Raw genomic sequence first — 13206 nt, forward strand, 5'->3', positions numbered from 1 at the left:
TGCTGCCGGCGCTCCATGGGTCACTTGATGTCCAGAAAAGGCAGCGGCCCCGACCCGGTATAGGTCGGCAACTGGCCGTTCCATTTCTCCACCGCGCGCAGCCGGACGATTTCCGGATTGGTGCGGATCGCCTCCGCCTCGACCTGGATCGCCTTGGCATCGCCCTCGGCCTTGGCGATGCGCGCCTCCGCATTGGCTTTGGCGGTATCGACATTGGCCTTGGCTGCCAGCGCCGCCTGTTCATTGGCGATCTTGGCGTTGATCTGGTTGAGCACCGCCTCCGGCACGACGATGTTGCCGGCCCAATAGATTTGCTCGACCTGCAACCCCACCGGCGCGAAGAACGCCTGCACGCGGCGCGTGGCGGTGGTGATCAGCTCGGCCTTGTGCGTACCATAGATCTCCTCGACACCGAGCTGCGCCGCCCGCTCGACGATCGCGTTGCGGATCGCATTGCGCAGCGGCCCGGCGATGATCTGGTCCATATCCGTGCGATAGCGCTGGAACAGGATCGACGCCCTGGACGGATCGACGTGATAGGAAACGCCCACATCCGCCCGTAGCGACAGGCCGTTCTTGTCCTGGAAGGTGAATGCCTCGTCGATCTCGCTCTGCTCAGTCTTCGACGCGGTCCAGGTATAGGTGCGCGTAAACACCGGATATTGATAGATATGCGTGCCCGGCATCGCGATGTACCAGCCGACCGGCAGCGATTCCGGTCGCACGCCACCGGCGATGTTGTTGACGCGGATACCAACCTGGCCCGGTTCGACGCGCGCAAAGCTGCACATGCCGAAGATCACGACCGCAATTGCAATCCCGATCCACAGCCATGTCCGCCCCAACAGGCGGCCCAGCCCGATGCGCGGCAATCCGCCGCCGAAAGTCCCCGGTTCGTAAGCCATTTTCGATTTTCCATGCGATTGGGGGAAGAGCGTCCCCCGGCGCCGCTTTCGGGCGCGCGCGGCCCCATGTCGCCCGCGCAAAGCCTTGCGCGCGGCCGAGCGTATCGGACACGTGGTTCGATGGTCAGGTGGAGGTCGGGCGGGATGCGCGGCTGAACAGCTTCAGTCACGCAGGCAGGACGACACAGCAACAGCCAAATCGCGGTACAATTCCGTTTGAGAAGCGGAACGCCACAATCCTACAGCTCAAGCCAAAACGTCGCTAATGCCTGCTCCTTGTCCAGCACCGAATGCAGCGCCGAATCTACGCTTTCTGTTGGCGCTTGCAAGCGAAACTGGATGGCCCCGCGCACCCGACGCCGGCGCGCGGCGCACCCTCCGGGTCAGCCGCGTAGTTAGCTAATTTTCAAGGCTTATGGCTTAATTCGTCCCCTTCGCTGGGGGTGAAGAGTTTTGCGATGAGCGCTTTCGGACGACGCAGTGGAATGGGTGGCGGCATGACTGGCCGTCCTGCCTTTGGTGTCGCGCGGCCCATGCAGGGTTCCGCGCCGGGCCGGCCCGAGCCGCTGCCGGCGGGGGGCGAGCAGTTCCCGCCAATCAACAGCGTGCCGCTGCCCGGTCAGTCCACGGTCGACCCCATGGCGGAGCGCGATCCCAGCGGCCCCAGCATGACGAGTGCCGACGCCATGCAGCGCCTTGCCGATCGCCAGGCGCTTTCGGGCGAGGCCGGCAACTCGCGCGGCGAAGGGTTCGAAGCGTCGATCCACCGGATCAAGGAACAGGTGCTGCCGCGCCTCCTTGAGCGCGTCGATCCCGAAGCCGCAGCCACGCTGAGCAAGGACGAGCTGGCCGAGGAATTCCGCCCGATCATCGGCGAAGTGCTTGCCGAACTGAAGCTGACGCTCAACCGGCGCGAACAGTTCGCGCTCGAAAAGGTGCTGGTTGACGAGTTGCTCGGCCTGGGCCCGCTCGAGGAACTGCTCGCCGATCCGGCGGTCAGCGACATCATGGTCAACGGCCCGGAACAGACTTATGTCGAACGCAAGGGCAAGCTCGAGCTGGCCAACATCCAGTTTCGCGACGAGGAGCATCTGTTCCAGATCGCGCAGCGCATCTGCAACTCGGTCGGCCGCCGCGTCGACCAGACCACGCCGCTGGCCGACGCCCGCTTGAAGGACGGCAGCCGCGTCAACGTGATCGTGCCGCCGCTCTCCCTGCGCGGCACTGCCATCTCGATTCGTAAATTCTCCGCCAAGCCGATCACGCTCGACATGATGGCCAAGGGCGGGTCGATGTCCGAACGCATGGCGACGGCGCTCAAGATCGCCGGCGCCAGCCGCTTCAACATCGTCATCTCGGGCGGTACCGGTTCGGGCAAGACGACGATGCTCAACGCGCTGTCGAAGATGATCGACCCGGGCGAGCGCGTGCTGACCATCGAGGACGCGGCCGAACTCCGCCTGCAGCAGCCGCACTGGCTGCCGCTCGAAACCCGCCCCCCGAATCTGGAGGGTCAGGGCGAGATCACCATCCGCGACCTGGTCAAGAACGCGCTGCGTATGCGCCCGGACCGGATCATCCTGGGCGAAATTCGCGGCGCCGAGTGTTTCGACATGCTCGCCGCCATGAACACCGGCCACGACGGATCCATGTGTACGCTCCACTCCAACAGCCCGCGCGAGGCGCTGGCGCGTATGGAGAACATGGTGATGATGTCGGACATCAAGGTGCCCAAGGAAGCGATCAGTCGTCAGATCGCAGACTCGGTCGACCTCATCATCCAGGTAAAGCGCCTGCGCGACGGTTCGCGCCGCGTGACCAATGTGACCGAAGTGATCGGCATGGAAGGCCCGGTGATCGTCACCCAGGAACTGTTCAAGTTCGAGTATCTGGACGAAACCGCCGACGGCAAGATCATCGGCGAATATCGCTCGATGGGCCTGCGCCCCTATACGCTCGACAAGGCCAAGCAGTTCGGCTTCGACCAGGCGCTGCTGGAGGCCTGCCTCTAGGCAGCAGCGTCTGTGGTTCCTGCGGAGGATGTGCTAGACAAGGCCCGCCCTGTTTGCGTCGGGAGCCCCGCATGATCGCCGTCCGCCAGCCGCAAATCCCGCGCGTCGCACGCCGCCTGTTGCCGCTGCTGGTGCTGCTCGGCGCGGCGTTGGCAATGCGGACCCCGCTGGCGACGGCATATCCGCTGGCCGCCGGGCTGGTGTTCCTGTGGGTCGCCAGCGATACGCGCATGCTGACACTCATGGCGCAGACGCCGCGTCACCGTCCCCGTCCGCGCGATATGGTCGCAACGCTGGCAGCGGCCGTGTTCGCGTTTCTTGTCGCAGCACCATCGCCGGTGCGCGCCGCCGTGTTGGCATTGCCGGTCCTGCCGATCGTGCTGCTCGCCGTGCTGTCGCTGCATTTATGCTGGAGCCTGATGGCGGCGCAGGCGGAGTTTCGCCGCGCCGATCGGGAGCGCTTTGTTGCCGCCGCTTCGGAGCTGCTGCCCGCGCCGCTGGTCCGGCTGGCTGCGGCCGAGTTGCGGCTGCTCCACCTTGCCCTGTTCCGCTGGGGCGCTCCACCCGATGTGCCGGAGGGGTGCCGCGGCTTTGCCTATCATCGTCACCTGACCCCGATGGCGGTCACCCTGCTGAGCCTGCAGGCAATCGAAGTGGCGATCCACCATCTGCTGCTCGCGCACTGGAGCCGCTGGGCCGCCTATATCCTGTTCGTGGTGAGCGATGTCGGGCTGGTTTACATGATCGGGCTGATCAAGTCGTTCCGGCTGCGCCCGGTGCTGCTGACGCCGGAAGGCGTGCAGGTACGCACCGGCATCGCGATCGACCGGTTCGTCGCCTGTAGTGACATCGCCGCAGTCGAGACCCTGTTCGATTCCGCGCTGGTCAAGGACAGCGGTACGCTGAATGCCGGACTGCTCGCCTGGCCGAACATCGTGCTGCGCCTGAACAGCCCGGTCCCCCGCGGCAAGCTGCTGCGCCCGCGAGCACCGATAACGGCGATCGCCTTCCGCCTCGACGATCCCGATCCGTTCGTCCGCGCACTGCGCTGGCAGCTCGGGAATGGCGCCGTTTAGGCGCGGCCGACCACACTCTCGGGCAGGTCCTTGCCGAACACGCGCTGATAATATTCAGCGACCTGTGCCCGCTCCGCCTCGTCGCACTTGTTGAGGAACGACAGGCGGAAGGCGAAGCCGATGTCGCCGAAGATCAGCGCGTTCTGCGCCCAGGTGATCACGGTACGCGGGCTCATCACCGTCGAGATGTCGCCGTTGATGAAGCCGCGGCGGGTGAGTTCGGCCACGCGGACCATGTTCTCCACCGTCTCCTTGCCGCCCGGCTTGTCATATTCGCCGGACTTGGCGAGCACGATCTTCGCCTCGGTCGCGGCGGGCAGATAGTTGAGCGTGACGACGATGTTCCAGCGGTCCATCTGGCCCTGGTTGATCTGCTGCGTGCCGTGATACAGGCCGCTGGTATCGCCAAGACCCACCGTGTTGGCGGTCGCGAACAGGCGGAACCAGGGGCTCGGGCGGATCACCCGGTTCTGGTCGAGCAGCGTCAGCTTGCCTTCGGTTTCCAGCACGCGCTGGATGACGAACATCACGTCCGGACGGCCGGCGTCATATTCGTCGAACACGAGCGCGGTCGGCGTCTGCAGCGCCCAGGGCAGCAGGCCTTCGCGGAATTCGGTGACCTGCACGCCGTCCTTCAGCACGATCGCGTCGCGGCCGATCAGGTCGATACGGCTGATATGCGCGTCGAGATTGATGCGGATGCACGGCCAGTTCAGCCGCGCCGCCACCTGTTCAATGTGCGACGACTTGCCGGTGCCGTGATAGCCCTGGATCATCACCCGGCGGTTGTGGGCAAAGCCCGCCAGCACCGCCAGGGTAGTATCCGGATCGAACACATAGGCGGGATCGAGATCCGGCACCCGCTCGTCCGCCTCGCTGAAGGCGGGCACTTCCATGTCGATGTCGATGCCGAACAGCTCGCGCACCTTCACCATCTTGTCGGGCGCGTCGAGGATCGTGGAATCCCGGCTGTCGGGCAGAGTGTTGGGAATGTCGGCCATGGGTCTTCAAATCCTTGAGTCCGCCCGGACCTAGAGGCTTGTTTGCCGCACTGCAACCGCATGGTCCTCGGCTGGCATCAGGGAGCGACTTTTGGCGGCAACAGGAACAACGTCGCGAAATCGGCTGCGCGCGGGATGTCCCCCTCAACCACAAACCGCCCTTCGGCGAGCGCGACGGCGAGCGGCATGGTGCCGAACAACACCGGCAGGAACTGGTTTGGTTCCCCGACGAACACCGCCTCCGCACCGTCCAGCGTGCCGCGCGTGATCGCAAGCGCCGCGTCCGCCAGGGTGGCGAGATAGCATTCTTCGCCCAGCCGGAACCCGATCCGTCCCGCCCAGCCAGCCGCCTTGTCGGGCAGCATCAGCATCCGCAATGCCAGCATCAGCGACACGCGCGAAAAGGGCAATGTCGGGTCATGCCGCGCTGAACTGAGCGCCCAACGCCCCATCGCCAGGATCATGGGCTCGGCGGCATAGCCCCAGGGAGTAAGCGCATAGACCTGTACGCTGGCGGGGGGCGGGAGCTTTTCGCGAACCAGCAGCCCGTCCGCTTCCATTTCGGTAAGCCGCTGCGTCAGCACGTTGGCGCTGAGGCCTGGCAGGCCGGCACGAATCTCCCCGAAGCGCCGTGGCCCCAGCAGCAACTCGCGCACGATGAGCAGCGCCCAGCGCTCGCCCACAAATTCCAGCGCCAGCGCGGCGCCGCACGCATCGCCATAGCGGCGTTTCTGATACAGATTAGTTAGTTTTTCTAACGACACAGTTGCTTTTTAGGATCAGCGGGGGCACGGATCAAGCGCGCCGCGACTCGAAGCGTGGCCGAAATGGGAGAGACGACATGGTACAGCCGGTGTTCGTGAACCTGCCCGTCGCCGATGTGGCGCGTGCGACTGCCTTTTACGAGGCGATCGGCTGCACGATGAATCGACAGTTCAGCGGCCCCACCGCCAGTTCGATGGTGTTTTCGGAAGCGCTGACCTTCATGCTGCTCCACCGCGATTATTTCCAGACCTTCACCCCGCGCGCCGTCGCCGATGCACATGCCGTGACCGAGGTGCTGATCGCCTTGCCGTGCGAGGACCGCGCAGCGGTCGATGCAATCGTGGAAGAGGCCGTCGCCGGTGGTGGCAGCGGCGACATCCGCCCGGTGCAGGAACTCGGCTTCATGTACGGCCGGACCTTCACCGATCCGGACGGGCATGTGTTCGAGCCGTTCCACATGGACCTTGCGGCCATGCAGGCTGCCATGGCCGCAGCCGAACCCGCCTGAACCCGGGAGCGCCCATATGTCTTTCCAGGCCTATCTCGACAACATTCAGGCGAAGACCGGCTGCAGCCCCGACGATTTCCGCACCTATGCGGCGGAGAAAGGCTGGACCGATGCGTCCGGGCTGCGCGCAGGGGTGAAGGCGGGTACGATCGTTGCTGATCTCAAGGAACAATATGGGCTGGGCCATGGGCACGCCATGGCAATTGTCGCGCTGCTGAAGGGGGCAAAGCGAGAGGGCGACGCGTGACGGCCACCTGCCCATCCCCTGCCTGAACGGCACGAATGGAGACGCGCATGCACCAGAAGATCACGCCCTGCCTGTGGTTCGACGGCGAAGCCGAACAGGCCGCACAATTCTACGTCTCGCTGCTCCCCGACAGCCGGATCGACCGCATCGTGCGCAGCCCAATGGACTATCCCGCAGGGGGAGAGGGCGCGGTCCTGCTGGTCGAGTTCACCCTGGCGGGCCTCAGCTATGTCGGCCTGAATGCGGGGCCGAATGCCAGCTTCACCGATGCCGTCTCGTTCCAGATCCATACAGAAGATCAGGCGGAAACCGACAGGCTATGGGATGCGATCACCGGCAGTGGCGGCGCGGAAATTGCCTGCAGCTGGTGCAAGGATCGCTGGGGGCTGCGCTGGCAGATCGTACCGAAGCGGCTGACCGAACTGATGGCGGACCCTGATCGCACCCGCGCCGGCCGGGCGATGCAGGCGATGATGGCAATGACCAAAATCGATATCGCCACACTCGAACGCGCCGTCGAACCCGCCTGATCGGAGAAGCCCTGCCATGCCCATCGACCCGAACAGCCCGATCGAAATCGTCACGCTCGACTGGGTGCCCGATTTCGCCCGCGGTTTTGTCCGCGACTATCGCGTCCGCTGGGCGCTGGAGGAGGCGGGCATCCCCTATCGCATCGAGACGATCAGCACGATACGCCGGCCGAAAAGCCATTATGCCGAGCAACCGTTCGGCCAGGTGCCCGCCTATCGCGAAGGCGATATACGCATGTTCGAATCGGGTGCGATCGTGCTCCATATCGCCGAGCGTTCGGAGGCCCTGCTCCCCACCGATCCGGTAACGCGCGCCCGGGCGCAGTGCTGGATGTTCGCTGCGCTCAACAGCGTCGAGCCGATGCTGCTCGAACTCACCAATGTCGACACCTTCTCGCGCGACCAGCAATGGGCGCCGCTGCGTCGACCCAGCCTGGTCGCCGCAATCGACAAGCGGCTGGGCCAGCTTGCCCGGGCGCTGGGCGAGCGCGACTATCTGGAAGGCGACTTCACTGCCGGCGATCTGCTGATGGCATCGGCACTCCGCGCGCTGGAGCATACCGACATGCTCGCCGCGCACCCGAACCTCGCCGCCTATCAGCAACGCTGCCTGGGCAGGCCGGGCTTCGTCGCCGCCCACACGGCGCAACTCGCGGAACTCAAGACCGAAATGCCGCAACTCTCCTGAGGAGAAGGACCATGGCGTATCTCGACGGCTATGTGATTCCGGTGCCCGAAGCAAACCGCGATGCCTATACCGCACTTGCCGAAACCACGGCGCGCCTGTTCCTCGAATTCGGCGCCACCCGCGTGATGGAGACATGGAGCGAGGATGTGCCCCACGGCACCGCGACCGACTTCTACCGTGCTGCCCAGGCCGAAGAGGGTGAGGCGATCGTGCTCGCCTGGGTGTTGTGGCCCGACAAGGCGACGCGCGATGCCGGCTGGCACAAGCTGATGGAGCACCCCGACATGCAGGACCGCACCACGCCGTTCGACGGCAAGCGCATGTTCTGGGGCGGCTTCGAACCGATCGTCGACCAGGGCGAAGGCTGAGCCGCACACCACCGTCCAGCAGGGGAGGAAGCGATGACCGAGCAGCACAACAGTTTCATCTGGTACGAACTGATGACGCGCGACGCCGGCGCGGCGACGGCCTTTTACGCGGCCGTCACGGGCTGGACCATCGCCCGGCCCGATCCCGGCGGCCTCGACTATCGCATGATTTCGGCAGCCGACGGTGCCGTCGGAGGGATGCTCCAGCTCGACGACGCCATGACCGCAGCCGGCGCCACCCCGTGCTGGCTCGGCTATCTGGGTGTCGCCGACGTCGATGCCGCCGTCGCGGCGATCACCACGGAAGGCGGCAAGACGCTGGTTCCGCCCTGGTCGGTGCCAGGCATCGGCCGCATCGCGATGGTCACCGATCCGCAGGGCGTCCCCTTCTACGTTATGCGCGGTGCGACCGAAGGCGCTGTCAGCACTGTCTATCAACGGCGCGGCCCGGGCCATGTGAGCTGGAACGAACTGCTCACGCCCGATGCGGAAGGCGCGCTGGGCTTCTACCATCGCCAGTTCGGCCTGACGCGGCTGGGCGGGATGCCGATGGGCGAGATGGGCGAATACAGCTTTATCGGTACGGACGCGCCGATCGGCGCGATCATGCGCTGCCCGCCGGGCGGCAGGCCGGGCTGGAACTTCTACTTCCGTGTCGACGATGTCGATACCGCGAAGGACCGGGTGACGGCAGCGGGCGGCACCGTCGTCAACGGCCCGATGGACGTACCCGGCGGCGAGCGCGTGCTGCAGGCGGTCGCCCCCGACGGCGCGACGTTCGGGCTGGTCAGCGGAGTGCCGCAATGAGCCTGGACCTGTTCGGCCATCCACTTTCGTCTTACACATGGAAAGCGCTGATTCCGCTTTATGAGAACGGCACGCCGTTTCGCTTCCGTCCGCTCGGGCCGGACCAGGCGGAGAACGGCGCCGAACTTGCTCGCCTCTGGCCGCTCGCCAAATTCCCCTTGCTGGTCGATGGCGAGCGGGTGGTGATGGAATCGAGCATCATCATCGAATATCTCGACCGTCACCATCCCGGCCCGGCCCCGTTGATCCCCGCCGACGCGGACGCGGCGCTGGAAGTGCGGATGCTCGACCGCATCTTCGACAACCACGTCATGGGGCCGATGCTGCGGCCGGTGGTCGATGCCAGGCGCCCACCCGAACGGCGCGATCCCGTCGAGGTGACTGAGGCAGGGGCGGCTCTGGAATGCGCCTATGCCTGGCTGGAAGACTGGCTGGAGGGCCGCGAATGGGCGGCCGCCGGCGCCTTCACCATTGCCGATTGCGCGGCCGCACCGGCATTGTTCTACGCCGACTGGGTGCACCCTATCGGCGAGGCCTACCCCCGGCTCCTCGCCTATCGGGCGCGGCTGCTCGCACGCCCCTCGATTGCGCGCTGCGTCGAGGACGCACGACCCTATCGCCCGCTCTTCCCGCTCGGCGCGCCCGACCGGGACTGACGAACCCATCGCACCAGGGGAATCCCATGGGCTAACCACCGCCACGGCAGCCCTCATTTAGCCGTGCTGGAATCCCAGTCGTTCGGGTAACGGTACCGGGATCGCGCCGTCGTACAGCGCGATCCCCTCGCCGGCCTCGAACCGCCCCACACAGGTGGCGGCGAGCGGCAGACGGACGCCCGAGGGCAGCGCGAACAGCAGCTCGTAATCGTCCCCCGCCGTCGCAGCCGCCAGCCGCGCGGCGCGGTCTTCGCCCTCGGCATCGGCATAGGCGAAGGAAAGCGGCACTGCGCCGAGGTCGATGCGGACCTTCAGGCGGCTGGCCGCGGCCATACGCGCGGCGTCGATCAGCAGCCCGTCGGATACATCCATCATCGCATGGACCAGCGGCGCCAGGGCGCGACCTTCGGCAAGGCGTGGTATCGGCCGGCGATAGCGGGCGAGCAGCACCGGATCGCCCTGCCCGGTTTGCGCGACCCGCAGCCCCGCACCACCATCGCCGATCGTGCCGGTAACGCAGAGCAGGTCGCCCGCCTGCGCCCCGGTGCGGCACGGCGCAATAGTCGAGCGGCCGAGCGCGGTAAGCGACAAGGTGCGCGGTGCGCCGGCCGGGGCCTTCACTGTGTCGCCGCCAAGCAGTGGACAGTCGAACCGCGCCAGCGCTTCGCCCAGCCCGGCAAGGAAGGCGGCGTCCCATGCTTCATCGCCCGCGAGCGGATAGCCGAGCAGCACGCCCTCTGGCACTGCGCCTTTGGCGGCGAGGTCGGAGAGGTTCACCGCGAGCAGCTTCCAGGCGATGTCGCCGGGCGGATCGCCTGGGAGGTAATGCACGCCTTCGACCAGCACGTCATGCGTGACGACCAGATCGCCGAGCACGGCAGTATCATCGCGCAACGCCCGCGCGCCGGGGTGGAGCGGCAAGGTGCGCAAGGCGGCTAGGAAGGCGGATTCGTTCATCGGGTAGGCTCCCGATCCTTGCCTTTAGCGCCCAAGCGTAAAGTCTGCGCTCCCCTCCCTGCTTGCAGGGAGGGGCCGGGGGTGGGTGCGAGGGCGCCAGCCCGAGCGGCAACGCCGCAGCAAAAGGCCCCGTCCGGGGCATCGAGCCCCGGCCGGGGCCAAACCCACCCCTTGCTCCCCTCCCTTTCAGGGAGGGGAAGAATAAAGGCATGATATGCCCGTCCCACCCCGATCCGGGCAGGTGCCGGCATCATCCCCGCACCGCCTTGGCGATCGCGTCGAGGATGCCGTTGACGAACCCCTTTTCGCGGCGGTCGTAAAAGGCGTCGGTCACGTCGAGATATTCGCTGATTACGGCGCCCGTCGGCACGTCCTTGCGCGCCATCAGCTCATAGGTGCCGGCGCGCAGGATCTGGCGCATCGGCTTGTCGAGCCGGTCGAGCGACCAGTCGGCGGAAAGCTTGCTGGCGATCATCGCGTCGATCTCGTCGCGGCGCGCATCGGCGCCGGTCACGATGTCGTCGAAAAAGGCGATGTCGGCCTCGGCATATTCGATATCCTCGATCACCGCGCCCAGCCGGTGCTGGTGGAACTCGTGGAGCAGCGCGGGCACCGAGGTGCCCTCCATCTCGCGCTGGTACAGCGCCTGCACGGCGGCGAGGCGCGCGGCGGCGCGGGCCTTGGAACGGGACTTTGCTTGGGTACTTGCCATGATTCTCTATTCTATCACGATAAACGGATCGCCACCGACTTTGCGTGAGCGGGCAGCCCTTCGGCCGTAGCCAGCGCGACCGCAGCAGGGCCGATCGCGGCGAGCCCCGAGACGTCGAGGCTCAGGAAAGACGTGCGCTTCATGAAATCGAGCACCGAGAGGCCCGACGCGAAGCGCGCGCGCCGCCCGGTGGGCAGCACATGGTTGGGGCCGGCGACATAATCGCCCACCGCTTCCGGCGTATAGCGGCCGAGGAACACCGATCCCGCATGGCGGACCATGTCGAACAGCGCCTCGGCATCGTCGCAGGCGAGTTCGAGATGCTCGGGCGCCAGCCGGTCGACCAGCGGCATCGCCTCGACCAGTGCAGGTACGACGATGATCGCACCGTTCGCGTCCCAACTCGCCCGCGCGGTGACGGCGGTGGAAAGCTGCGCGATCTGCGCGTCGATGGCGGCGGCGACCCGGTCGGCAAAACCGGCATCGTCGGTGAACAGGATCGACTGGCTGGTCGGGTCATGCTCGGCCTGGCTGAGCAGGTCGGCGGCGATCCAGTCGGGATCGTTCTTGCCGTCCGCGACGACAACGATCTCGGACGGCCCCGCCACCATGTCGATGCCGACCACCCCGTACAGCTGCCGCTTAGCCTCGGCGACCCAGGCATTGCCGGGGCCGGTGACGACATCAACCGGCGCGATCCGCCCGGTGCCATAGGCGAGCGCAGCAATCGCCTGCGCACCCCCGACACGGTAAAGCTCGTCGACCCCGGCGACATGCGCGGCGGCGAGCACCAGCGGGTTCACCTCGCCATTGGGCGTCGGCGTCACCATCACCAGCCGGCGCACGCCCGCCGCCTTGGCGGGGATCGCGTTCATCAGCACCGAGCTGGGATAGGCCGCGCGGCCGCCGGGCACATAGACCCCCGCTGCGTCGACCGGGCTCCAGCGCGCGCCGAGACGGATGCCCTGCGCATCGACTTCGTCGCGGTGCTCGGGCCGCTGCTTGGCATGATAGGCGGCGATCCGCTCGGCCGCGAGTTCCAGCGCGTCGCGAAGCTCGGGCGCCAGCCCCTCATAGGCAGCGAGACAGTCGGCGCGGTCGATCGTCCACCCCGAGCGATCGAGATCATGCTTGTCGAACAGCCGCGTCAGGTCGCGCAGTGCGACATCGCCTTCGTCGCGCACACGCTTGATGATGTGCGTGACATTGCGCGCAACGTCATCGTCCGCCTCGCGCCGGGCGTTGACCAGCGCGGTGAAGGCATCGGCGAAATCCGCCGTGGTCGAATCCAGCCGGATCACGCCACCGCCCTCCGGAACCCGTCCACCAGCGGCACCACTTCGCTCGCCCGCGTCTTGAACGCGGCGCGGTTGACGATCAGCCGGCTGGTCACTTCGGCGATCACTTCCACTTCAACCAGCCCGTTTTCCTTGAGCGTCCGCCCCGACGACACCAGATCGACGATGCGCGGCGCCAGCCCCAGCACCGGCGCCAGTTCCATCGCGCCGTTGAGCTTCACGCATTCCGCCTGCACGCCACGCGCCTCGAAATGGGCGCGGGTGATGTGCGGATATTTGGTCGCGACGCGGACATGGCTCCAGCCGCGCGGATCGTCCAGCTCGGCGAGCGCTACGGGCTCTGCCACGGAAATGCGGCAATGGCCGATGCCGAGATCGACCGGCGCGTACAGCTCCGAATAGTCGAATTCGGCGAGCACGTCGGAACCGACGATCCCCAGATGCGCCGCGCCATGCGCCACAAAGGTCGCGACATCGAAGGCGCGCACGCGGATCAGGTCGATCGCGGGATTGTTGGTCGCGAAACGCAGCGCGCGCGAATTCTTGTCGGAAAAGGCCGCCTCGGGCACGATGCCGACAGCCGCCAGCAAGGGCAGCGCCTCTTCGAGGATCCGGCCTTTCGGCACGGCAAGGATCAACGGCTCGGTCATGGGTGCGGGGGCTTTACTTGTGCGGG

The 13206-nt window shown here is 66.4% G+C and carries 16 protein-coding genes; 9 read left to right on the top strand and 7 right to left on the bottom strand.

Going from position 1 to position 13206, the window contains the following annotated elements; translation table 11 throughout:
- Window positions 1-20: 20 nt before the first annotated feature.
- On the bottom strand, window positions 21-905 hold the full coding sequence (locus tag ACT53M_RS07340) for an SPFH domain-containing protein (protein ID WP_476232434.1): 885 nt from the start codon (window positions 903-905) through the stop codon (window positions 21-23).
- A 458-nt stretch (window positions 906-1363) separates the two neighbouring features.
- Between ACT53M_RS07340 and ACT53M_RS07345 the strand changes: the two genes are divergently transcribed.
- Both ACT53M_RS07345 and ACT53M_RS07350 read left to right on the top strand, forming a co-directional pair.
- The gene (locus ACT53M_RS07345) at window positions 1364-2917 is read left to right on the top strand and encodes a CpaF family protein (protein ID WP_476232435.1); all 1554 of its coding nucleotides are present in this window, start codon (window positions 1364-1366) and stop codon (window positions 2915-2917) included.
- A gap of 71 nt (window positions 2918-2988) precedes the next feature.
- Window positions 2989-3993 carry a hypothetical protein gene (locus ACT53M_RS07350; RefSeq protein ID WP_476232436.1) on the top strand — a complete coding sequence of 335 codons (1005 nt, stop codon included), beginning with the start codon at window positions 2989-2991 and terminating at the stop codon, window positions 3991-3993.
- Here ACT53M_RS07350 and cobS read toward each other — a convergent pair.
- Both cobS and ACT53M_RS07360 read right to left on the bottom strand, forming a co-directional pair.
- Window positions 3990-4994, bottom strand: a complete 1005-nt coding sequence (gene cobS / locus ACT53M_RS07355; RefSeq protein WP_476228718.1) for a cobaltochelatase subunit CobS — start codon at window positions 4992-4994, stop codon at window positions 3990-3992. The genes ACT53M_RS07350 and cobS overlap by 4 nt on opposite strands.
- 77 nt (window positions 4995-5071) lie before the next feature.
- Window positions 5072-5758: a winged helix-turn-helix transcriptional regulator gene (locus tag ACT53M_RS07360; RefSeq protein WP_476232437.1), complete on the bottom strand. Its 687-nt coding sequence runs from the start codon at window positions 5756-5758 to the stop codon at window positions 5072-5074.
- Window positions 5759-5835: 77 nt separating this feature from the next.
- Between ACT53M_RS07360 and ACT53M_RS07365 the strand changes: the two genes are divergently transcribed.
- Genes ACT53M_RS07365 through ACT53M_RS07395 form a run of 7 tightly spaced genes read left to right on the top strand, consistent with a single transcriptional unit; the run spans window position 5836 to window position 9563 of the window.
- On the top strand, window positions 5836-6267 hold the full coding sequence (locus ACT53M_RS07365; protein WP_476232438.1) for a VOC family protein: 432 nt from the start codon (window positions 5836-5838) through the stop codon (window positions 6265-6267).
- 16 nt (window positions 6268-6283) lie between these two features.
- Window positions 6284-6514: a DUF4287 domain-containing protein gene (locus tag ACT53M_RS07370; protein WP_476232439.1), complete on the top strand. Its 231-nt coding sequence runs from the start codon at window positions 6284-6286 to the stop codon at window positions 6512-6514.
- 47 nt (window positions 6515-6561) lie between these two features.
- Window positions 6562-7044, top strand: coding sequence for a VOC family protein (locus ACT53M_RS07375; RefSeq protein WP_476232440.1), 483 nt, complete (start codon window positions 6562-6564; stop codon window positions 7042-7044).
- Between the two features lie 16 nt (window positions 7045-7060).
- Window positions 7061-7732 (top strand): glutathione S-transferase family protein, encoded by a 672-nt coding sequence (locus ACT53M_RS07380; RefSeq protein ID WP_476232441.1) that lies wholly within the window; start codon window positions 7061-7063, stop codon window positions 7730-7732.
- Between the two features lie 11 nt (window positions 7733-7743).
- Window positions 7744-8100: a DUF1428 domain-containing protein gene (locus ACT53M_RS07385; RefSeq protein WP_476232442.1), complete on the top strand. Its 357-nt coding sequence runs from the start codon at window positions 7744-7746 to the stop codon at window positions 8098-8100.
- 33 nt (window positions 8101-8133) lie between these two features.
- Entirely contained in the window at window positions 8134-8907 is a 774-nt protein-coding gene (locus ACT53M_RS07390; RefSeq protein WP_476232443.1) for a VOC family protein, read from the top strand.
- Window positions 8904-9563, top strand: a complete 660-nt coding sequence (locus ACT53M_RS07395; protein ID WP_476232444.1) for a glutathione S-transferase family protein — start codon at window positions 8904-8906, stop codon at window positions 9561-9563. Before ACT53M_RS07390 ends, ACT53M_RS07395 begins: the two co-directional genes overlap by 4 nt.
- Window positions 9564-9620: 57 nt before the next feature.
- On the opposite strand, the gene thiL is transcribed toward ACT53M_RS07395, so the two are convergent.
- The 4 genes from thiL to hisG all read right to left on the bottom strand — a co-directional run bounded on the left by thiL (window position 9621) and on the right by hisG (window position 13180).
- Window positions 9621-10520, bottom strand: coding sequence for a thiamine-phosphate kinase (gene thiL / locus ACT53M_RS07400; protein WP_476232445.1), 900 nt, complete (start codon window positions 10518-10520; stop codon window positions 9621-9623).
- A 250-nt stretch (window positions 10521-10770) separates the two neighbouring features.
- Window positions 10771-11232: a transcription antitermination factor NusB gene (nusB, locus tag ACT53M_RS07405; protein ID WP_476232446.1), complete on the bottom strand. Its 462-nt coding sequence runs from the start codon at window positions 11230-11232 to the stop codon at window positions 10771-10773.
- 14 nt (window positions 11233-11246) lie between these two features.
- Window positions 11247-12533 carry a histidinol dehydrogenase gene (hisD, locus tag ACT53M_RS07410; protein WP_476232447.1) on the bottom strand — a complete coding sequence of 429 codons (1287 nt, stop codon included), beginning with the start codon at window positions 12531-12533 and terminating at the stop codon, window positions 11247-11249.
- The gene (hisG, locus tag ACT53M_RS07415) at window positions 12530-13180 is read right to left on the bottom strand and encodes an ATP phosphoribosyltransferase (protein ID WP_476232448.1); all 651 of its coding nucleotides are present in this window, start codon (window positions 13178-13180) and stop codon (window positions 12530-12532) included. Before hisG ends, hisD begins: the two co-directional genes overlap by 4 nt.
- Window positions 13181-13206 lie beyond the last annotated feature (26 nt).

Source organism: Sphingomonas sp. DMC6 (genome assembly GCF_056314225.1).

Excerpts from the sequence above, each read along its gene's own strand:
- ACT53M_RS07340 (WP_476232434.1), bottom strand. The coding sequence starts at position 905 with ATGGCTTACGAACCGGGGACTTTCGGCGGCGGATTGCCGCGCATCGGG.
- ACT53M_RS07345 (WP_476232435.1), top strand. The coding sequence starts at position 1,364 with ATGAGCGCTTTCGGACGACGCAGTGGAATGGGTGGCGGCATGACTGGC.
- ACT53M_RS07350 (WP_476232436.1), top strand. The coding sequence starts at position 2,989 with ATGATCGCCGTCCGCCAGCCGCAAATCCCGCGCGTCGCACGCCGCCTG.
- cobS (WP_476228718.1), bottom strand. The coding sequence starts at position 4,994 with ATGGCCGACATTCCCAACACTCTGCCCGACAGCCGGGATTCCACGATC.
- ACT53M_RS07365 (WP_476232438.1), top strand. The coding sequence starts at position 5,836 with ATGGTACAGCCGGTGTTCGTGAACCTGCCCGTCGCCGATGTGGCGCGT.
- ACT53M_RS07370 (WP_476232439.1), top strand. The coding sequence starts at position 6,284 with ATGTCTTTCCAGGCCTATCTCGACAACATTCAGGCGAAGACCGGCTGC.
- ACT53M_RS07375 (WP_476232440.1), top strand. The coding sequence starts at position 6,562 with ATGCACCAGAAGATCACGCCCTGCCTGTGGTTCGACGGCGAAGCCGAA.
- ACT53M_RS07380 (WP_476232441.1), top strand. The coding sequence starts at position 7,061 with ATGCCCATCGACCCGAACAGCCCGATCGAAATCGTCACGCTCGACTGG.
- ACT53M_RS07385 (WP_476232442.1), top strand. The coding sequence starts at position 7,744 with ATGGCGTATCTCGACGGCTATGTGATTCCGGTGCCCGAAGCAAACCGC.
- ACT53M_RS07390 (WP_476232443.1), top strand. The coding sequence starts at position 8,134 with ATGACCGAGCAGCACAACAGTTTCATCTGGTACGAACTGATGACGCGC.
- ACT53M_RS07395 (WP_476232444.1), top strand. The coding sequence starts at position 8,904 with ATGAGCCTGGACCTGTTCGGCCATCCACTTTCGTCTTACACATGGAAA.
- thiL (WP_476232445.1), bottom strand. The coding sequence starts at position 10,520 with ATGAACGAATCCGCCTTCCTAGCCGCCTTGCGCACCTTGCCGCTCCAC.
- nusB (WP_476232446.1), bottom strand. The coding sequence starts at position 11,232 with ATGGCAAGTACCCAAGCAAAGTCCCGTTCCAAGGCCCGCGCCGCCGCG.
- hisG (WP_476232448.1), bottom strand. The coding sequence starts at position 13,180 with ATGACCGAGCCGTTGATCCTTGCCGTGCCGAAAGGCCGGATCCTCGAA.